We start from the raw sequence: 20,126 nt of genomic DNA, 5'->3' as shown, positions 1-20,126 counted from the left end.
CGAGTGGCATTTTCGAGCCATCCATCGACACAACGGGATAACCTTTGACCAAAATGCGGCAATCGCCTACAGGATGCGCCACAAAATCATGTCTACTCCGACCATCATCTACACCAAGACAGACGAAGCCCCCGCCCTCGCCACCTATTCTTTTCTCCCCATCATCCAGCGCTTCACCAAGTCCTCCGGCATCAACGTCGAGCTGCGCGACATTTCTCTCGCGGGTCGGATTCTCGCCGTCTTCCCCGAGTATCTCACTGACGAGCAAAAGATTGATGACGAGCTCGCCAACTTGGGAGCCTTGGCCAAGACCCCGGAAGCCAACATCATCAAGCTCCCCAATATCTCCGCTTCCCAGCCTCAGTTGAAAGCCTGCATCACCGAGCTCCAGGCCCAAGGCTACAACATCCCCAACTATCCCGATGAGCCCTCCACCGACGAGGAAAAGGATATCAAATCCCGCTATGCCAAAGTGATGGGTTCTGCGGTTAACCCTGTTCTCCGCGAAGGCAATTCCGACCGTCGCGCGCCAAAGGCCGTGAAAGAGTTTGCAAAAGCCAACCCTCACCGCATGGGCAAATGGGCTTCCGATTCCAAGACCAACGTTGCCACCATGGGTGCGGACGACTTTGCTCACAACGAGAAGTCAGTCACCGTCGAGGAAGCTTGCGACGTGCGCATCGAACATGTCGCAGCCGACGGCACCGTTACCGTTCTCAAGGAATCCACCCCTCTTCTCGCGGGTGAGATCATGGATGCCACCTTCATGTCCAAGAAGGCCCTCATCTCCTTCCTCTCCGAACAAGTGCAAGCAGCTAAAAATGAGGGCGTCCTCTTTTCCCTGCACATGAAGGCCACCATGATGAAGGTCTCCGACCCCATCATCTTCGGTCACGCGGTGCGCGTCTTCTTCCGTGACCTTCTCGCCAAGCACGGCGAAATCATTGACCAGCTCGGAGTCGATTTCAAAAATGGTCTCGGCGACCTGACTGGCAAACTCAACGGCGGAGCCACTGCCGCTCTCGAAGCAGACTTGGAAAAAATTCTCGCCGACGGTCCAGACCTCGCGATGGTGGATTCCGACAAAGGCATCACCAACCTCCACGTCCCCTCCGACATCATCATCGACGCCTCCATGCCCGCTATGATTCGGGATTCCGGCAAAATGTGGGACAAGGACGGTCAGCGTCAGGACTGTCTCGCTGTCATCCCCGACTCGTCCTATGCGGGCGTCTATCAAGCCACCATCGACTTCTGTCGCGAAAACGGAGCCTTCGACCCCACCACCATGGGAACCGTCCCCAACGTCGGTCTCATGGCGCAAAAAGCCGAAGAATACGGCTCCCACGACAAGACTTTCGAAGCCCCCGCCGACGGCACCATTCGCGTGGTCTCTGGCGATCAGGTCCTTCTTTCCCACGAGGTGGAAAAGGGCGACATCTGGCGCGCCTGCCAGGCCAAGGACGCCCCCATCCAAGACTGGGTCAAGCTCGCCGTCACCCGTGCCCGCGCGACCGACACTCCTGCTATTTTCTGGCTCGATGAAAACCGCGCCCACGACGCCGAGGTCATCAAGAAGGTGAAGGCGTACCTCCCCGACCACGACACCAGCGGCTTGGAGATTCAGATCCTTTCTCCCACCGAAGCGACCCACTACACTCTCAAGCGCCTCAGGGCCGGCGAGGACACCATCAGCGTCACCGGCAACGTTCTCCGCGACTACCTCACCGACCTCTTCCCTATTCTCGAGCTCGGCACCTCCGCCAAAATGCTCTCCATCGTTCCCCTCATGAACGGTGGCGGACTCTTCGAGACCGGAGCAGGCGGCAGCGCGCCCAAGCACGTGCAGCAGTTCCTCAGCGAGAACTATCTCCGCTGGGACTCCCTCGGCGAGTTCCTGGCGCTGGCGGTCAGCCTGGAGCACCTTTCCACCAAGTTCAGCCTCCCGAAAGCTTCCATCCTCGGCAAGACTCTCGACGACGCCACCACCCAGTATCTCCTCAACGACAAGTCACCCACCCGTAGCGTGCCTGGCAACGACAACCGCGGCAGCCACTACTGGGTCGCCCGCTACTGGGCCGAAGCCCTCGCAGCACAGAGCGAGGACGCCGAACTCGCCGCAGAATTTGGCCCGATTGCGAAGGCTCTCAGCGAAAACGAGTCCGCCATCGAGAGCGAACTCCTTAGCGTGCAAGGCAGCCCCGTAGACATCGGTGGCTATTACCACGCCGACGACGAGAAGACCTCGAAGGCGATGTGCCCCAGCCAGACCCTTGCAGAGTCGGCAGGACTCTAGGCCTGACCCTTAGGCAATCGGGTGAAACCGGCCTGACCCCTCGCAAACCCCAGTCAGAGACTTTCAACCGTCTCTCTGGGGTCTTTTTTTGGGAATGAGTCGGAGAACCCACCGAGAGCCCAGAGGCAGCGCGGTCGGTTCTCTTCCTATGTAAAACTTCACCTTCATCGCCGACGGAGTCACTGACGAAATCTCATTCGCAATAAATCTCAATAGCGGATCGAGCACTACAATCAATACCATCTCTTTGGCGGTCCTTCCCGTCCCCGAGCCCTGTCGTCACTCGCCTTCCCCCGCCGCAAGCGCTCCTAGCGAAGGCATCATTCGACCTCCATCTTTCCTTGCATAAACAGCTGTGTTCTCACGACCGTTTTTTTCGTATACGACCTGCCATAGTCGCAAAGACATCCAAAAAAGATGCAGTGGGTCCACTCTGCCCAATGCGACCAAACCTCCACCCAACCCTCAGAGAAATACCTCACGCGCCTAAAAATTGCGAACCGTCCTCAATGAAAATAAGCACGATGAAAAAACTGGTAGGCCCACAGGGAATCGAACCCCGATCTACGGTACCGGAAACCGTAGACAACCCTTTAATAACAGGAAAAAATTATCCGTGTATCCACCCTGTATCCGATTTCCTCTTGATTTCGCTCCAATTCGCAGTCATTCGTTGACCTATGGCGAATGTCGTTAGCGAACCACGAAAGGTCAATCATCCTCGGTATCGTTACGTCGTCTCCTACCGAGACGGTTCTGGGCGCAAGAAGTCATATTTCAAAACCAAATTAGCTGCCGAAGAGTTCTCCAATCTGAAAGCGGCGGAGCTACGCGAGCGTGGCACCGAACACGCCGACATCTCAAAGGAAGAGAGAAAGGCCGTCCTGGCTTTCCGTGAACTGCTCGCCGAGCTGCCTGAAGACGTCACGAAGCCAAGTCTCATGGACGCAGTGGAAGAATACCGGCAGAAAGCACATCTACGTTTCAAGAGCATTACGCTCAGAGAGCTCGCCAACATCTACTACCCCCTTCTCGAATCAGGAGAAACGTCCGGACGCAAGAGCACGCGTCCCAACAGCACGAAGCATGTGAAAATTGCCATCGGACGAATCGAGAAGTTTCTTACTGATTACTCCGATTGGCTCGTTTGTAACATTGATGAGGAGATCATCGACGATTGGCTGAGCAATCTCAAAGTCCCTGACAAGAGAGGACGAATCCATCCTGCTTCTGCTCGCACTCGCAACAACTACCGAGCGGCGCTGTCCGGCCTCTTCACTGAAGCGGTGGCAAAGAAGTATATAGACGAAAATCCCTTTCAACGAATCAAGAAGTGGGACGCCTTCACTGAACCTCAAATTTTTACCCCAGCTCAGATCAACGCGCTCCTTCAACATGCTCCCGATGAGATTCTTCCCGCTTTGGCAATTGCTGCATTTGCTGGAGTAAGGCGAGCAGAAATCGAGAGGCTCACATGGGACGACATCAAGCTTTCCCGAGGTGAGCATGGAGTAATTCTCATTTCTCGTCCGAAAGCAAAGACCAAGAAGAAGAGGAGCGTCCCAATCAGTGAGAATCTCGCAAAGTGGCTTCAACCTTTTGCCGCCCTCAAGAAGCCAATCATGCCCTCCGAGCAAATCTATCGAAGTCGACTCAATATCGCCAAAGCCAATGCTGGGCTCGAGAGCTGGCCGACCAATGTCCTCCGCCATAGCTTCGCTAGCTACTACCTGGAACGTTGCAAAAGCCTCGAAGAAACAGCTCTACTCATGGGTAACTCCCCCGCCATGATCGAGGAGCACTACAAAGATCTGGTCGATCCCGATGATGCCAAAGCCTACTGGCAGATAGCCCCTATAGAGATTGCCAAGATCTCAAAGATTCGAAGCACTTGAAATTGATGATCAAAGGTCATTTTTTTGAAGACCTTTTCGAAGACATAGCTCCCCCGGACAAACTAGGCCAAGTAGCTCCTAGCTCTCTGGGCCTGACCGTTGATGAGATTGTCCACACTTACCCACCGCCAATTTCAGAAAGCTCCCTATGATCGCTTGGGAGATGAGGCGCAAATCCCCTACCACGATTCGACACTACCGCAACGCAGTGACTCCAGCTTCGGCTAAAGCTTATTGGACGATTCTGCCATCCGAATAGGTGAAGTTCAGCAATTCTGCATTTTATTACGGAATTCTTAATTAACTCAATGTCGCCAAAAGTGGCCACACAAGTGGCTACATGAGTTTTCGCTCTTTTCAGACTGGAGAGTGACAAGGGACTCCTAGTCCCCTGTTTTTCATCTTTTCTGGTCACGCTTCGTCACGAGCTCTTTCATTTCGGTTGATCCGCAAGGAAACGAACAATGAAGACTTCACAACAAAAGGAGCAAAACGAAGAAAGACTACTTACCAAGAAGGAACTAGCAAAACGCCTCCGGGTAAGTACCCGAAAAATCGAACTCGATCCCAACTTCCCCTGCATTCGCTGGGGGTCTTCGGTTAGATACCGATGGGATGCCGTCTTAGCCTATTTGGAAGGAGGACAATAATGAGCCCTAACCGCAGAATCACAATTGGAGATCGGGGCTTTCATGAACGGCCGCCAAAGTTTCTCGAATCGCAACAAAAGACAACTCTCTGCTTCGGAAAGTATGCGGGGAAAGACATCAAGACAGTCCCTGATTCTTACCTGTGGTGGCTCCATTCCGAAACCGACGATCCCGCTCTCGCAACGGTCCTCGACAAGGAGATGTCTAGACGAAAAACCTCCCCAAAGTAATGCGACGCCCACTCCAAGAACAGGGCGAGCTTTTCGAGAACTCGTTGAACCTGACTCCTATAAGCACCTCCCAGCAACCGTCTGACGCAACCGAGAACAACATCTTCTCGCAACCCTCTTCCATCTCGGAAATCTACGAACTCTTTCCCAATCCAACAGTTCTTCTTCCGGTTCCTAGGCGGCAAAAAGGGTGTCGAATCCCAGGATGGCAGAACACCTCCTTCGAAGAATCCCAGTCACCTGAATGGCAGCGTAAACTTGAAGGACACGGCAATATGGGGGTCCTTCTTGGCCCCCCGTCTTCGAATCTCATAACTATCGACTGCGATGACGAAGACTTCCGTCAACTGCTTTTGGATTTGAACCCAGTATTCGCAAACACACTGCGCTCAAAAGGCTATCGAGGAGAGAACCTTTGGTTATATATGCGAGGAGAATACCCAGCCAAATTTGATTTCGTCGGCCCTGACGGAAACCATCTTGGCGAGTGGCGATCACACCACCATCAGACGATCATTCGAGGTATTCACCCAGACAGCAATGCCCCTTATCAAATCACAAACAAGGCCGAACCTTTAACGACTAACTTTCAGTCCATTACGTTCCCATTCCCTATAAATGACAAAAATGGCTATAAATCACATAAAATCACAAAGCCTAGAAATCGTTCAAAAGAATCCCCTCCCCCTTCCCCCCCTTCTTCTCTTGCAGCAAAGATCAAGATGTCCGAGAAAGCCGCTCGAGATCTAGCTCGTCACCCCAATCTCGCCCCCCTCTACAAGCGGTTCATCGCAAACATCTACTCTCCCCGGCAGGGAGAAAGGAATGCTCAACTCATTAAGCTTGTCCCCTTCCTCGCGCACAATGTCTCAATAAAATTCGCGAGGGAACTCTCTGACTACTTCTACAAGCTCAACGCTGAGATCTTCACCGACTCTTTTGAGCAGCACAAAAGAGAATCAGAAAGTCATCTGGAAGCAGTCATCCAGAGATGGAAGACGAGTCTAAACAACTCTGAAAAAATGGCTCTCGAAGGCCTCAATGAGCCACATCTCTCAGCTGCAAGAATATGTCGAAATCTGTCCCAGTTGGAAAACGAGGATGTCAAGCCCCCAGAATTTTTCCTCAGCAATAGTGAACTAGCTTTGAGACTGGGAGTTGATCCTAAAACAGCTAGAAAAATACTAGCATCATTCGAGGCTCACAAAATTTTAGAAGTCGTAGTACCCGGAACAGCCCATTCCAAAGAAGGCAGGGGGAAAGCCACTATCTATCGCTGGATTGCCTCCTCCACATAGAATGTGTGGAGGCGACCATAGTTTTTGAGCCCCTCTCAAGAACTCCGCCTTGCGTGAGAAGCGGCAGTGGAGCCAACCAGAACAATGCTCAGATCAAGTTGACAGCCCTTCCAATAACCCCCCATGAATGTCGGGGCTGTTCAGGTCAAGAAGCCGGACTCCTTGCCAAGAGATTGAGAACCTTGTTGGAAGTCACGCTGAAGCTCGTGCCATGAGACTTCGGTCAGATCTTTCATCAGACTCTGACAGAGGACCATGACACCTTCTCGTTAGATTCTTTGGTCCCCCTTACCGCCCTTTTCTGCTCTCATGCGGGGGCATGGCCGACACACCCAATAACCTCGCTTCCTATATCTGGTCCCTCGCCGACCTCTTGCGTGGGGATTTTCGCCAAAGTCAATACGGGCGCATCATCCTACCTTTCACCCTCCTGCGCCGTCTCGAATGCGTGCTGGAGGCCAGCAAGCCCGCCGTTCTCGCCGAAGCCGAAAAAATCACAGCCATGAACCTCCCCGAGGAAGCCGAGGAACAGCTCCTCCTCCGCGCCGCCGGGCTCACCTTCTTCAACACCTCTCCCATGGACCTCGGCAAGCTCGGGGAAGCGGGCATCGCGGCCAACCTGGAGACCTATCTGCGCAAGTTCTCCCGTGATGCGCGCGAGATCTTCGAGTATTTCAACTTCAACGAGTTCATTGGCCAGCTTGCCGATGCCAATCTCCTCTACAAGGTCGTGCAGCGGGTGCGCACCGCCGACCTCAACCCCGAGGCCATCTCCAATCATGAGATGGGGCTCGTCTTCGAGGAGCTCATCCGCCGTTTTGCGGAAAGCTCCAACGACACCGCTGGGGAACACTTTACCCCGCGCGACATCGTCCGCCTCACCACCTCCCTCGTCTTTATGGAAGATGACGACGCGCTCCAGAAGCCTGGCATCATCCGTACCATCTACGACCCCACTGCTGGCACCGGCGGCTTCCTCTCTGCGGGCATGGAATACGTCTACGAAATGAACCCCAACGCCGTGATGCGCGCCTTTGGCCAAGAACTCAACCCCGAGTCCTACGCCATCTGCAAGGGCGACATGCTCATCAAGGGGCAGGAGGTGGACCGCATCAAGCTCGGCAACACCCTCTCCAACGACCAGCTCCCCAACGACAAGTTCGACTACATGCTCTCCAACCCACCCTTTGGCGTGGATTGGAAAAAGATCGAGGGCGACATTAAGGAAGAGCACAGCGTGCAAGGCTTCGGGGGGCGCTTCGGTCCCGGTCTCCCCCGCGTCTCCGATGGCTCCCTCCTCTTCCTGATGCACCTCCTCAGCAAGCTACGCGATAGCAAGGACGGCGGCGGACGCATCGGCATCATCCTCAATGGCTCTCCCCTCTTCACCGGCGGAGCAGGCTCGGGCGAGTCGGAGATTCGGCGCTACCTGTTAGAGGCCGACCTCTTGGAAGGCATCGTGGCCCTGCCCACCGACATGTTCTACAACACCGGCATCGCGACCTACGTCTGGATTCTTTCCAATAAGAAGGCCGAGGATCGCAAGGGCCAGGTTATCCTCATCAATGGCGTCCACCTTCACCACAAGATGCACAAATCCCTCGGCTCCAAGCGCCACGAACTGAGCGAGGAAGACATTGCCAAAATCACCCGTGCCTTCGGGGAATTCGCCGATATCGCGCCCGAACTCCTCGACAAACCCACCGAGGCAAAGAGCACTCGCGGCCGCCAGTCCTCCAATGCAAAAAAAGAAGCACCCAAGACCTTCGCCGCCAAGCTCTTCCCCACCCACGCCTTTGGCTACCGCCGCCTCACCATCGAACGGCCCCTGCGCGAGTCCTATCAATTCAGCGACGAACGTCTCTCCACCCTCCGCTTCGCCCCCAAGCCCCTCCACGCACCCATGCAGTGGATCTATCAGGAGTATGGCCAAGACTGGTCGGACGAGGGCGACGATGCGGAAAACTACGGTCAGCTCAGCGAACATGAAGCCGAGATTCGCGTCGCCCTCAAGGCCGACTTCCCCGAGCTCAAGGAAAAACACCTCAAAGACCTCCTCGCGGAGAAAGTGTGGCTCGCCCAGCGCGACATCCTCCTCCTCGCCCGCCAATTGCAAGCCACCCTCGGCAGCGAACAGCACGACGATATGAACGGCTACGAAGCCGCCCTCAAGAGCACCGGAATCAAACTCGACGCCCCTGCGAAAAAGCAAATCACCGCCGCAGTCTCTTGGAAAAACCCCGATGCCGCGAAGGTTATTAAAAAGGTTCAAAAGAAGGGACAAGCCGCGCCCCTCTACGGTCGCTTCCAGGTCGGCGAACAAGTCATTGAATACAAACCCGACGGCGACCTGCGCGACAACGAGAACGTCCCCCTCGACCCCACCCAAACCGTCAACGCCCTCAACGAAGCCTACTTCCAACGCGAAGTCCTCCCCCACGTCCCCGACGCCTGGATCGACGCCAGCAAGACCGACCCCCGCGACGGCGAGATTGGCATCGTGGGCTACGAAATCCCCTTCAACCGCCACTTCTACCAATACCAACCCCCCCGCGACCTCGCTGACATCGACCGCGACCTCGACGCCGTCAGCAAAGAAATCATGAAACTCTTAGCGGAGGTGCATTCATGAGTGCGGGGAAATACAAGCCGTATCCGGAGTATCGGGATTCTGAGGTGGAGTGGCTCGGCGACTTCCCTTCTAACTGGGAAGTCGAACCGTCAAAGAAAGTCCTCACACTTCGTCGCGAATTAGTTGGAACTGACCATGCCAGTTTTCAACTTCTTTCCCTCACCCTCAGAGGAGTAATCACCCGCGACATCAGCAACGGAGAGGGAAAAATTCCAGCAGAATTCAATTCTTACCAAATAGTCTCACCTGACGAACTCATATTTTGCCTCTTTGATATTGATGAAACGCCGCGTTCAATCGGCCTATCCTTCCACGAAGGAATGATAACAGGCGCTTACAATGTCTATCGAACGTCGCCCCGTTATAACCCAAACTACGCCTGCTTTTACTTTCTTCACATTGACTCGTTCAAAGGGCTGAAACCATTTTACACGGGCCTCCGTAAAGTTGTTCGAGCTGACACGTTCGGCACAATCAAGATTCCTATTCCTCCCCTCCCCGAACAAATCCAAATCGCCAAATTCCTCGACTACGAGACGGCGAAGATTGATGAGTTGATTGAGAAGCAGCAAGAGCTGATCGCCCTGCTGAAAGAAAAACGGCAAGCCGTCATCAGCCACGCCGTCACCAAAGGCCTCCCCCCAGAAGCCGCCCAAAAAGTCGGCCTCAACCCCCACCCACCCCTCAAAGACTCCGGCATCGAATGGCTCGGCAAGGTGCCTGAGCATTGGAATGTTTCCCCCTTAAAGCAGCATGTTGACACGATAAACGGATTTGGGTTTAGTTCTTCCCACTTTCAAGATGAGGGTGTTCCTTTTATTCGAGCTGGGAATATTAAGAAAAAGTCAGTCACTCAACCATCAATCTTCTTACCCGAAAAAATTGTATCAGCCTACAAGCGGGTGATTCTTAAGAAGAATGATGTCGTAATTAGCATGGTCGGAAGTGATCCGAAAATTCTGGAGTCCGCTGTAGGACAAGTAGGAATAGTCCCTCCAAGTTTAGCTGGTGCGGTCCCCAATCAAAATGTCGTAATCATGCGGGAGAAAGGAACTGTTCTTCTAAAAAGCTATCTCTTCTATACTCTTTGCAGTTCTGCATATAGGAACCATCTCAATGTGTTCAGCCACAAGCTAGCTAACCAGTCGATTATCAGCTCGTCGCTATTAGCGGCCGCCTACTTCACTTTTCCTAATCTTAAGGAGCAAAAGACCATAGTCAGCTTCCTCGACACTGAGGTAGTTAAGTTTGACTCTCTCACAGCAAAGGCAAAACGCACCGTAGGGCTCCTGCAAGAACGCCGCACCGCCCTCATCTCCGCCGCCGTCACCGGCAAGATCGACGTCCGCGACTGGCAGCCCCCAAAAGAGAGGAAAGCCTCATGACTTCAGAACACGCAAAGTTAACGCTACTGCTAGACACTCTCCAACAGCATCGCGGAGGGACTCAGGAAACAACTTTCCTTTCGATTGGCGGCAGGGGCTATTACGAGAATCCCACCTCGCAACTGCTCCAGTTTTTTCTCAACCCCCAACAAGAGCACGGCTTTGGAAACTTGTTTCTAGAGTGCTTCTTAGCGTCTCTCCAGCCGTCTCCCAAGTATCCCCTTGATAGATTCTTAAAGGGGATTCTCAGTGTCGAACGGGAGGTGCCTACCTCTGACAAGAAGCGCCTCGATCTCGTGTTGGAAGGCGACGATTGGCTGATCGTCATTGAGAACAAGATTCGGCATCACGAAAACAACCCCTTCGAGAGCTACGAAACCTATGTCCGTACCCGCTCACAACACGGCATTGCCGCACTACAGGTCATCCTCGCCCCCTTCCCGGGTGAACAAAGGAAGAATTGGCTGCGGGTCACCTATCAAGACTTCCTCGCCCGCCTCGAAACCCGCCTCGAAACCTGGAGTGACTCCAAGAATGGAAAGTGGCTCGTTTTTGCGCAGGATTTCGTAAAGCACTTCCAACAAGAACTCTACACTCTCCCCATGAACGACGAACGTGTCCGGCTCGCTGAGAGCTATTACCCTGAAATTGAAAAAGCCGAAGCCCTGAAGAGGGAATATTTGGCCCATCTTGAGAAAAACTTTCTCGAGTGGGTTCAAGAACTCATCAAAGAGAATAGTGCGAAAATTGAACACTCGAGCCTTGGCTCCGGCGGTTGGGGAAAATGGATCACCTGCGACCGGTGGAGCCGGGGCAAACTCTTCCTGGCCCGCTACCCTGCTCAAGAGGAGAGACTAAACATTTATCTCGGGGTAAGACTCGACGAGCTTTCTCCTCAAGAGATGAAGGAAGCCTTGATTGAAGCCGAAGGAGACACCCTGCAGCTAATGCGAGAATCCAGTTTCACAACAGAGAACTCCCTGCTCCTATCCTCGAACTACTTTGAGTCCCTCAAAGATGTGCAACCGAAGCTAGCAGGGCTAGTGGCCTTCCTAGATAAATTCGGACGCGGTCTCCCACACCAGACAAGCCCCTAACACCCCACCCTCCCGGCCGGACCGCGAGCCCTCAGCCCACCCCACTGATGCGGTCCAAAGTTCTCAGGCAAGCTTAAACTCGCGATCCAACCAGACACCAGCTTCCCAGAAACCGAGTTTCCTCCTGCAAAAACGCAGCACCGCCATCATCTCCGCCGCCGTCACCGGAAAGATCGACGTCCGCGACTGGCAAAACCCTACTGATTCAGACTCTTCAAAATCATGCTAACCCGGTTCATTTCACCGAAAGAGGACACCCTCACCGCGTCCGTGTTCGGGAGCCTTCTCCATTTGCCAGTCGAAGTCTTTTGGCAGGTTCTCAAGGCATCATCTTCTTCGCCCCCAGGCCATCCCTTACCCAACCTTTGTGGCGACCCCCTCACAATCGAACCGTGGCCAAAATGGTCACCTGATGGCACCCCGAATGGCCGCTTTGTGGAACCCGATCTCTTTATCCGCTTTCAGTCATTTGACCTCATTATAGAAGCCAAACGATGGGATGGTGAAATGCAGAACCCCGCTCAATGGCGAGCTCAGGTGACGGCCTATGGAAATGACTACGGTCCCGATAATCAAGATGTTCACTACCTAGCCGTTGGAGGCCTTGGTTTCTCCTCACCCCAGGCCTTGCCAGATTGGCCAGAGGTCTCCTTCCACTTTCTAAGATGGGCAAGCCTTCTGCAACAATGCCAAAAAATTCTCTCCGCAATGGAACAGGAAGAGTGCCCTTCGTCACAGTCCAGAGCCACTCAACGGATTCTTGACGATGTGGTCGACTCCCTCAATCTTCATGGATTTGCAAGTGTCCTTTGGTTCTCTGGTTTCACCTTTCCTAAAAGTCCGGTTCACTCGCCGTCCAGCAGCCAACTTCTCACCTCACTAGGAGCCGCCATTCACTTAAAATGAAAGCATCAGCCGAAGAATATACCACCCTGCTGTCAGACGTTCGCAAGTCCTATCGCCTCCTGCATGACTACCAGAAATTGGTGATGAACTCTCTCAAGTATATCAGCACTGAACTGGACATTCCCTTTCGTGGTGGATGGTCGAAATTTTCGAATCCTCAACCGAGATCAGGGGCCGGTTCTCTGACCAACTTTGCTTGGGATTGGCTGGGAATGTATCACTATGAGTTCCGCTTTGACTACCGGAGCGGCAATCATCGAGGAATCAACGTCGAGAATAAAAATTTTGTTACTCTCTGCGCAATTCTTATCAACGACTCTGGATTCTATGAGAACCAAGATGCAAACCGCAATAAAGAGAACCTCCAAACGTTCCAGCCGGTCGAGGAATCGAAATCAAAAATGCTCTTCCTTCTCTTTGATGGACCTTGGAAGCCCCCCCGTCAACTCATCGAGAACAACCTCGTCAAACAGCTGGTAGCTCCCAACGCCGACTGGCCCAAGGACCTTGCTGAAGACAACATTCACGGCTTCTGTTGCGAGGTCTCCGAACTCTTCGAACAGGAAAGCACAGACAGGATCGTCTCTCGCATTCTCGCATCAGCGAAAACTCATGGAGTGCCTCTCTACCGACGTGGAGAATCCCCCTACGAGATTGCATCGAAAGCCAACGAGTAAAAAAGCACCTAATCCTAGGAACTCGCAAATGTTCCTCAATCTATTTCTTAATCCATGAGCAAAATCGAAAATAAAATCGAAGCCCGCGACCGCACTGTGTCGGAGGTGCTGAGCAACCGAAAATTCACGGTCGATTACTTCCAACGAGAATACAGCTGGGGCCAGACCCACATCGAGCAGCTTGTAACGGACTTGGCGAATGCCTTCCTCAACGAATACCAACCTGACCATGAGCGTGGCGAGACGGAGAGCTACAATAGCTACTACCTCGGCCCCTTCGTCCTAAGTCAGAAGGAAGGAACGCTGAGCATTATTGATGGTCAACAGCGGCTCACCTCGCTCTCCCTCTTCCTCATCTTTCTCTATCACCGTCTCACCAACGCCGAAGAGAAGGCCGAGATTCGCTCTATGATTTGCTCCACCAAGTATGGAAAAAAATCGTTTAACATCACGGTGGAAGAGAGGGAGGAGTGCTTGGACGAACTCTTCCTGAACGACTACTACGAACCCACCAAGGAAGACAATGACTCGACCCTGAATATGGCGAAGCGTTATCAGGACATCATCGAAGCCTTTCCCACTGAGATTAACGAAGAGGCTCTCCCCCTCTTTGTCGATTGGATGAAGGACAATGTGATTCTCGTCGAAATCATCGCTCATTCGGATGACAACGCCTACACCATCTTCGAGACCATGAACGACCGAGGATTGAGCCTCACCTCTACCGAGATGCTGAAGGGTTATCTCCTTTCGCGCTTGAAAACAGACGAAGACCGAGAGGCCTTCAATGGGCTTTGGAAGAGATCCATGAAGGAGCTGAATGAGTATAAGGATGAAGAAGACCTGAGGTTCTTCCAATCATGGTTCCGAGCGCAATATGCCGAAACGATTCGACCGAGTAAGAAGGGTTCGAAAAACGAGGACTTCGAGAATATTGGTAGCTTCCACAGTTGGTTCCGCGAACACCTCGACCAGATTCCTTTGCGGAGTGATTCTGCTGCAGACTTCAAACAATTTCTCAACAAGGACTTGGTTTTCTTTCAGCGTGCCTACGTCCGCTTGTGGGAGGCTCAGTTGAACTTCATCAAGTCACTGGAGCACGTCTACTACATCGACAGCTGGGGCATTGCTGACTCGCTGAGCTACCAGTTGATGCTGGCTCCCCTCTGCCTAGACGACGATGCCGAGACCATCGACCAGAAGATAAATTTGGTAGCGAAGTATATTGAGATCTTCTGCGTGAGACGCTCGCTGAACTTCCGCAACTTCGGAGTGAGTTCCATTCGCTATACGATGTGTTCACTGACGAAGGAGATTCGGCGCAAACCGCTGGCAGAACTCCACACTATCCTCGCTGGCAAGGTTGCCGAGATTGAGGAGAGTTGGGACGGGATGCAGAAGTTCTGGCGACACAAGACGAACAGCCCGTTCATCAAGTTCCTCCTGGCTCGTATCTCTGGCTTCCTTGACGAGCAGTCTGGCCTGAGCACCAATTTCGTAGATTACCAGTATCCTGAGGGCAAGCCGATGGAGATTGAGCATATCTGGGCCAACAAGTTCGAGCGCCACAAAGACGAGTTCGACCATCCAGCTGACTTCGAGCGATTCCGTGAAAGCATCGGCAACCTGATTCTCCTGCCTCGAGGAACCAACCAGTCCTACAACGCGATGCCCTACGAGCAGAAGCAACCGCACTATCTTAAAGAGAACCTCCTCGTGAAGTCTCTCTGCGCCGAGACCTACACTAAAAATCCGAATTTCACCAATATGGTCAAGATCCTCGATCTCCCCTTCCGAGCCCATCCCGAGTTTAAGAAGGCCGATATCGAGGAAAGACAGAAACTCTATCAGGCGATTTGTGAGCGGATTTGGGCTTTTGAACTCCCCCAATAGAATCTTCGCATGTCCCTCCGCCACTTCACAGCCCTTCAATTTCGCCAGCCAATGGCACGGGGACTTAACTTGCCCTTTCTCGTTACTGCGCAGGAAGGCGGGCAAAGCAAAAGGGAAACCCTTGTCGTCAAATGTCACGCTGGCTACGGGCATCGCATGGAGCTGGTCATGCGCGAACTTTTCTCGTTGTTGCTGGCCCGACAATTAGGGCTGACAACGGTGGAGCCGGTGGTCGTGAATTTGGTCCCAGGCTTGGAGTTCGGAGCGATGGACTATCGAAACCACAACGGTAAGGACTACGTTGATTTGATTGAAAGGAGCCACGGCCCAAACTTTGCCACCGTTCATCTCGGGAGCGACTGGAAGCAATGGCTCGACACCAAGCCGCCGCAATCCATTCCCAAAGAGGAAATTAACGCGGCCTATGCCTTTGACGCCATGGTTCAGAACTCCGACCGACGAAGTGACAATCCCAACCTGCTCTGGCGCGGAGAAGAACTCGCGATGCTGGACTTCGACAAGGCTTTCTCTCATATCACCTCATTGCGTGACGAAGACAGACCGTGGAGAAAGGCGCTTCCGATGATGCAACTCTCCGCTCACTGCCTCTTCCCCCACCTCCGCCTCGATCCTGACAAGGGCTTGGCCAATGGTCTTTGGGACTCTTTTGAGGAATGGAATCTCCAACATGGCGATAGCGAACTTCATCTCATGATCTCAGGGGCCTTCCCAAGCTCCTCGCTCGACTTTTCCGAACTTTCGGCTTATTTTGAACGACTGTCAGTTGGGGTTGACGATTTTTTCGGCTATCTCACGGCGCACTCTTTTCCGACGAAACAATGAATCTTGAGCCCTACAGCTTCTGCTTCTTGCGATACATTCACGAGCCTCTTTCGGGGGAATTCGCGAATGTCGGCGTCCTGCTATGGGCACCGAAGAGCCAGACTCTCATCTTCCGAGGAACCGAAAAATTTAGCCGCCTCTCCAAGTTCTTTGCTGATTTTCACAAAGAAGATTACCGCAAAATGATGAAGCGAATCCAAACTCGCTTTAACGATTTGTCCGTTGAGTTGCACGAAACTTCCTTAGAGCTAGTGCTCGGCGACAAACCCGAAAGCGCACGCGATTTGGCGGTGAAGATTATTCCCGTTGATTCGGCGGCTCTCCAATGGGGCCTGTCTAGCGGTGGGCTCTGCGAGTCCCCTGAGGAGGAATTGAAGCTCCTCTTTGAGGGCCAAATTGAGAGTCACTACAACGTGACCGACAACTTTCGACGCGATGAGGCGAAAGTCTATAGCGAGGTATATCGCCAAGCCTTTGCTCGAGAAGCGGTGAAGAGACATCTCCGCAAGCACCGAATCGTAGCCCCTCTGGCTAGTCACGAATTTGAGAATGCCTGGAAGAACGGAAAATGGAATGTCTACCAAACCCTCTCCTTTGACCTCATCAAGCCAGAAGACATTCGCCAAAAGGCCTATCGTTGGCACGCCGAAGCTGGGTTTCTTTCTGAATCGAAAGACCCCCATCGCTTGCACTTTCTCCTCGGAGGTCCACAAGGAGGCCAAAATGAGCGCGCCTATAGCGATGCCCGTAAGATTCTCGCAGCCTCGAAGGATGTAGCCCTCATTGAGGAAGACGAGGCGGTAGACTTCGGCAATCGCTTGGAGCAAGAGGTCTTGCTGTCCGCAGCTTAAGTAAACAGCAGACACACCAGTTTGGAAATAGAGCTGCATTATCTATTCTTTTGAGAAAGAGTAGCTGCCAGCTATCATGAGCGACCAAACCAACGAGCGCACCTTCCAAGACGAGATGATCGAACACTTGTTAGACAACGGCTGGTTGCTGGGGTCGCCGGCGAATTACAATCGCGAGTTGGCCTTGTATGAGGAGGACTTGTTAGGCTTCGTGCAAGAGACGCAGCCGGAGCAGTGGAAGAAGTTCAGCGGACTCTATCCGAACAACGCCGAAAGCAAATTTCTCGAACGAGTAGCGGTGCAACTTCACAAAGCAGACCCCAACGCGGCGGATAGCACGATGCGAACCTTTGGCACCTTGGGGGTCTTACGCCACCCCATCAAAGATCGCGGAACACGCTTCGACCTCTGCCAGTTCAAGCCCGAGCACGACCTCAATCCCGACACCCTGGCCCGCTATAGCAAAAACAGGCTGCGAGTAGTGCCGGAACTCGTCTACAGCCCTTGGACCAAGGGTGAAAAAGAAGAAGAGCCGCAGCTTACGGGATTGGTTGAGGAAAGTGCCACGCAGTATGGCTCGCCCCAGAAGTCGGCAGGCGTGGCGAAGTCCAAGAAATGGCGCATCGACCTAGTCCTCTTTGTCAACGGGCTGCCGGTGGTGACGCTGGAGCTGAAGTCGGAGTTCAAGCAAGCAGTGGAGCTGGCCAAGAAGCAATATTGCAAGGACCGTCTCCCCACCGATCCTGCGACGAAAAAGCCTGAGCCGCTCCTGACCTTCAAACGCGGCGCTTTGGTGCACTTTGCGGTTAGCCAGTATGAGGTCTACATGACCACCAAGTTGGCGGGTGCGAATACCTTTTTCCTCCCATTCAACAAAGGAACGTCTGAAGGAGGGGCGGGGAACGAAACGCCCGCTGACGTCAATCAATACGCCACCGACTACCTCTGGAACGAGGTCCTCTTGCCCGACAACTTGCTCAAAATTCTGGCGAGCTTCGTCCATCTGCAGATTGAGGAGAAAGAGAATTGGGATGGGCTGAAATACAAAAAAGAAACCCTCATCTTCCCACGCTATCATCAATGGGATGTCGTGAACAAGCTGGTGGACACTGCCGCTGAGGAAGGCCCCGGACAAAAGTATCTGGTGCAGCACAGTGCGGGGTCGGGCAAGTCGAACTCAATCGCTTGGACCGCTCACCAGTTGTCCTCGCTCTACGCTGCGGACGGAAGCAAAGTCTTTCACTCCATCATAGTAGTGACCGACCGCACGGTGTTAGATGACCAGCTGCAGGATACGATCTCGCAATTTGAACAAACCGATGGCGTGGTGGGCCGCATCAATCGCGACGAGGGAGAGGGCTCGAAATCCGAAAAACTGGCCAAAGCCTTGGAGGATTCCCAGCCCATCATCATCGTCACAATCCAGACCTTTCCCTTCGTCCTGAAAGCGATTGAAAACAGCGTCAGCCTGAAGGAACGCTCCTACGCCATCATTGCCGACGAGGCCCACTCCAGCCAAACGGGCTCCACTGCACGGCAGCTGAAGGAAGTGCTCATGAAGGAGAGCAAAGACCCAGAGGAAGAAACCGGCACCGACGAGCTTCTCACCGAATTGGTGGCCTCCCGCAAGGTCTCCGCCAACCTCAGTTACTTTGCCTTCACCGCGACCCCTAAAGCTAAGACCTTGGAACTCTTCGGGCGCTTGCCGAAGCCAACTGAAGCCCCTTCTCCCCAGAACAAGCCCGAGGCCTTTCACGTCTATTCGATGCGTCAGGCCATTGAGGAAGGCTTCATTCTCGATGTTCTCAAAAATTACACCAATTACAAAACGGCCTACCAACTCGCCCTCAAAGTGCAAAGCGCTGATAGCGAAGTCGAGAGCAAGAAAGCGAGGGTAAAGCTGAACCAATGGATCCGGCTGCACGACTATAACATCGCACAAAAGGTGCAGGTCATCGTCGAGCACTTTCGCGACAATGTGATGGGTTTGTTAGGCGGCCAAGCCAAGGCCATGGTGGTGACCAGCTCCCGCAAAGAAGCAGTGCGCTACAAGCTCGGCTTCGACAAATACATTCACGAAAAAAGCTACTATAAACTCTACGGGATGGTGGCTTTCTCCGGAGAAGTTGAATTCCACGACTCCGACCCAAATGTCTCCGGTTTGACGGGACGAAAGTTTACCGAGCACAACATGAATCCGGGCTTGAAAGGCCGCGACATGCGCAAAGCCTTCGATAGCGAGGACTATCAAGTGATGATCGTGGCCAACAAGTTCCAAACCGGTTTCGACCAACCCAAGCTGTGCGCAATGTATGTGGACAAGAAATTGGGAGGTGTGGAATGCGTGCAAACGCTTTCGCGCCTCAATCGCGTCTACCCCGGCAAAGCGGAATCGGGGACTTTTGTCTTGGACTTCTTTAACGAGCCCCAGGACATCCTCGACTCCTTTCTCCCCTACTACAAAACGGCGACCCTGAGCGAAGTCTCGGATCCCAACCTGGTCTACGACCTCTTTGACAAACTCCGTGCCGTCGGCATTTTTCTTTGGCAAGAGGTGGAGCAATTCGCGGAGGTCTTTTTCCAGAAAGGAAAGAGCAATGCAGCGATTAGCAATATTTGCAAACCGGCGGTGGAACGCTGGAAGGTGCGCTACACGGCCGCCTTGCTGAACTATAAGGAAAGTAAATCACTCTTCGAGCGGACAAAGAAGACTGGAGATGCGGTCCTGATGGCCAATGCGGAGAACCAGTTCAAGGAGGCCAAACGTGACAAGGACGCCCTCGATATTTTCAAGAAGGACCTCGGGACCTTTGTTCGGTTCTACGAGTTCATGTCCCAAATCGTCGACTATGACGACAAGGACTTGGAAAAGTTGAGCCTTTACGCCCGCGCCTTGCGACCGCTCTTGCGAGAAAGCTTTGAGGACGAGGACCCCATCGACCTGAGCAACGTGGAGCTCAGCCACTACCGCCTTTCCAAGATTCGACAACAAGACTTGGCTCTCGCAACGGCGGAGGGAGAAACCGGCCTGGCTGGAGGTGAAGCTGCGGGCTCAGCTCGGTCAAAAGACAAGAAGGAAGAAGCTCTCTCAACCATTATTGAGCAGCTGAACGCCCTCTTCGACACCGAAGGTCTGACCGAGCAAGACCTCGTCAACTACGCCTACACCATTCGGGATAAGATGAAAGAGAATGGCTCGGTTATGCAACAACTCGCGAACAATAGTGAGGAACAGGCGCTCTTGGGAGATTTTCCAAAAGCTCTTTACGACGCCATCCTCGACAGCAGCGAAGTTCATCAGAACCAGAAACTGCAACTGATTGGAAACGCTGAGAAAGGGAAGAAGTTCGCCCGACTCATCTTTGATATGCTGAAGCTGGCGAGCTAGTAATTGGTCTTCGCATGCGCGTGAGAACATTTTTGAGAGAGGGAGGCATATAGGTATAGGGGGGCTATATGGGGCCATGGGGGTG

13 protein-coding genes are annotated in these 20,126 nt (G+C 53.2%); all 13 read left to right on the top strand.

All coding sequences use genetic code 11. From position 1 onward, the window contains the following. Nucleotides 1-88: 88 nt before the first annotated feature. The 13 genes from IE099_RS09750 to IE099_RS09690 all read left to right on the top strand — a co-directional run bounded on the left by IE099_RS09750 (nt 89) and on the right by IE099_RS09690 (nt 20,041). Nucleotides 89-2,296 carry an NADP-dependent isocitrate dehydrogenase gene (locus tag IE099_RS09750; RefSeq protein WP_189569733.1) on the top strand — a complete coding sequence of 736 codons (2,208 nt, stop codon included), beginning with the start codon at nt 89-91 and terminating at the stop codon, nt 2,294-2,296. Nucleotides 2,297-2,976: 680 nt separating this feature from the next. Further along, the gene (locus IE099_RS09745; protein WP_189569732.1) at nt 2,977-4,191 is read left to right on the top strand and encodes a tyrosine-type recombinase/integrase; all 1,215 of its coding nucleotides are present in this window, start codon (nt 2,977-2,979) and stop codon (nt 4,189-4,191) included. 610 nt (nt 4,192-4,801) lie between these two features. Next, nucleotides 4,802-5,071, top strand: a complete 270-nt coding sequence (locus IE099_RS21145; protein ID WP_377047464.1) for a putative quorum-sensing-regulated virulence factor — start codon at nt 4,802-4,804, stop codon at nt 5,069-5,071. Then, nucleotides 5,071-6,369: a bifunctional DNA primase/polymerase gene (locus IE099_RS09735; RefSeq protein ID WP_189569730.1), complete on the top strand. Its 1,299-nt coding sequence runs from the start codon at nt 5,071-5,073 to the stop codon at nt 6,367-6,369. Before IE099_RS21145 ends, IE099_RS09735 begins: the two co-directional genes overlap by 1 nt. 319 nt (nt 6,370-6,688) lie before the next feature. Beyond that, the gene (locus IE099_RS09730; protein WP_189569729.1) at nt 6,689-9,001 is read left to right on the top strand and encodes a type I restriction-modification system subunit M; all 2,313 of its coding nucleotides are present in this window, start codon (nt 6,689-6,691) and stop codon (nt 8,999-9,001) included. After that, the gene (locus IE099_RS09725) at nt 8,998-10,386 is read left to right on the top strand and encodes a restriction endonuclease subunit S (RefSeq protein WP_189569728.1); all 1,389 of its coding nucleotides are present in this window, start codon (nt 8,998-9,000) and stop codon (nt 10,384-10,386) included. The genes IE099_RS09730 and IE099_RS09725 overlap by 4 nt, the downstream gene beginning before the upstream one ends. Beyond that, the gene (locus IE099_RS09720) at nt 10,383-11,483 is read left to right on the top strand and encodes a PD-(D/E)XK nuclease family protein (RefSeq protein WP_189569727.1); all 1,101 of its coding nucleotides are present in this window, start codon (nt 10,383-10,385) and stop codon (nt 11,481-11,483) included. Before IE099_RS09725 ends, IE099_RS09720 begins: the two co-directional genes overlap by 4 nt. Before the next feature lie 222 nt (nt 11,484-11,705). Further along, entirely contained in the window at nt 11,706-12,389 is a 684-nt protein-coding gene (locus IE099_RS09715; protein ID WP_189569726.1) for a hypothetical protein, read from the top strand. Beyond that, the gene (locus IE099_RS09710; protein WP_189569725.1) at nt 12,386-13,066 is read left to right on the top strand and encodes a hypothetical protein; all 681 of its coding nucleotides are present in this window, start codon (nt 12,386-12,388) and stop codon (nt 13,064-13,066) included. The genes IE099_RS09715 and IE099_RS09710 overlap by 4 nt, the downstream gene beginning before the upstream one ends. A 54-nt stretch (nt 13,067-13,120) precedes the next feature. Next, on the top strand, nt 13,121-14,959 hold the full coding sequence (locus tag IE099_RS09705) for a DUF262 domain-containing protein (RefSeq protein WP_189569724.1): 1,839 nt from the start codon (nt 13,121-13,123) through the stop codon (nt 14,957-14,959). 9 nt (nt 14,960-14,968) lie between these two features. Continuing rightward, nucleotides 14,969-15,802 carry a HipA family kinase gene (locus IE099_RS09700; RefSeq protein ID WP_189569723.1) on the top strand — a complete coding sequence of 278 codons (834 nt, stop codon included), beginning with the start codon at nt 14,969-14,971 and terminating at the stop codon, nt 15,800-15,802. Further along, the gene (locus tag IE099_RS09695) at nt 15,799-16,653 is read left to right on the top strand and encodes a DUF3037 domain-containing protein (RefSeq protein ID WP_189569722.1); all 855 of its coding nucleotides are present in this window, start codon (nt 15,799-15,801) and stop codon (nt 16,651-16,653) included. The genes IE099_RS09700 and IE099_RS09695 overlap by 4 nt, the downstream gene beginning before the upstream one ends. 76 nt (nt 16,654-16,729) lie before the next feature. After that, nucleotides 16,730-20,041, top strand: coding sequence for a type I restriction endonuclease subunit R (locus tag IE099_RS09690; RefSeq protein ID WP_189569721.1), 3,312 nt, complete (start codon nt 16,730-16,732; stop codon nt 20,039-20,041). The last annotated feature ends 85 nt before the right edge of the window (nt 20,042-20,126 follow it).

The sequence above is a fragment of the Roseibacillus persicicus genome (assembly GCF_014651675.1).
Classification (GTDB): Bacteria; Verrucomicrobiota; Verrucomicrobiia; order Verrucomicrobiales; family Akkermansiaceae; genus Roseibacillus; species Roseibacillus persicicus.
This window is presented reverse-complemented; position numbering and strand designations above follow the sequence as displayed.

What these genes read in the sequence shown, in the direction of transcription:
- IE099_RS09750 (WP_189569733.1), top strand. Translation starts at nt 89, where the DNA reads ATGTCTACTCCGACCATCATCTACACCAAGACAGACGAAGCCCCCGCC.
- IE099_RS09745 (WP_189569732.1), top strand. Translation starts at nt 2,977, where the DNA reads ATGGCGAATGTCGTTAGCGAACCACGAAAGGTCAATCATCCTCGGTAT.
- IE099_RS21145 (WP_377047464.1), top strand. Translation starts at nt 4,802, where the DNA reads ATGGGATGCCGTCTTAGCCTATTTGGAAGGAGGACAATAATGAGCCCT.
- IE099_RS09735 (WP_189569730.1), top strand. Translation starts at nt 5,071, where the DNA reads ATGCGACGCCCACTCCAAGAACAGGGCGAGCTTTTCGAGAACTCGTTG.
- IE099_RS09730 (WP_189569729.1), top strand. Translation starts at nt 6,689, where the DNA reads ATGGCCGACACACCCAATAACCTCGCTTCCTATATCTGGTCCCTCGCC.
- IE099_RS09725 (WP_189569728.1), top strand. Translation starts at nt 8,998, where the DNA reads ATGAGTGCGGGGAAATACAAGCCGTATCCGGAGTATCGGGATTCTGAG.
- IE099_RS09720 (WP_189569727.1), top strand. Translation starts at nt 10,383, where the DNA reads ATGACTTCAGAACACGCAAAGTTAACGCTACTGCTAGACACTCTCCAA.
- IE099_RS09715 (WP_189569726.1), top strand. Translation starts at nt 11,706, where the DNA reads ATGCTAACCCGGTTCATTTCACCGAAAGAGGACACCCTCACCGCGTCC.
- IE099_RS09710 (WP_189569725.1), top strand. Translation starts at nt 12,386, where the DNA reads ATGAAAGCATCAGCCGAAGAATATACCACCCTGCTGTCAGACGTTCGC.
- IE099_RS09705 (WP_189569724.1), top strand. Translation starts at nt 13,121, where the DNA reads ATGAGCAAAATCGAAAATAAAATCGAAGCCCGCGACCGCACTGTGTCG.
- IE099_RS09700 (WP_189569723.1), top strand. Translation starts at nt 14,969, where the DNA reads ATGTCCCTCCGCCACTTCACAGCCCTTCAATTTCGCCAGCCAATGGCA.
- IE099_RS09695 (WP_189569722.1), top strand. Translation starts at nt 15,799, where the DNA reads ATGAATCTTGAGCCCTACAGCTTCTGCTTCTTGCGATACATTCACGAG.
- IE099_RS09690 (WP_189569721.1), top strand. Translation starts at nt 16,730, where the DNA reads ATGAGCGACCAAACCAACGAGCGCACCTTCCAAGACGAGATGATCGAA.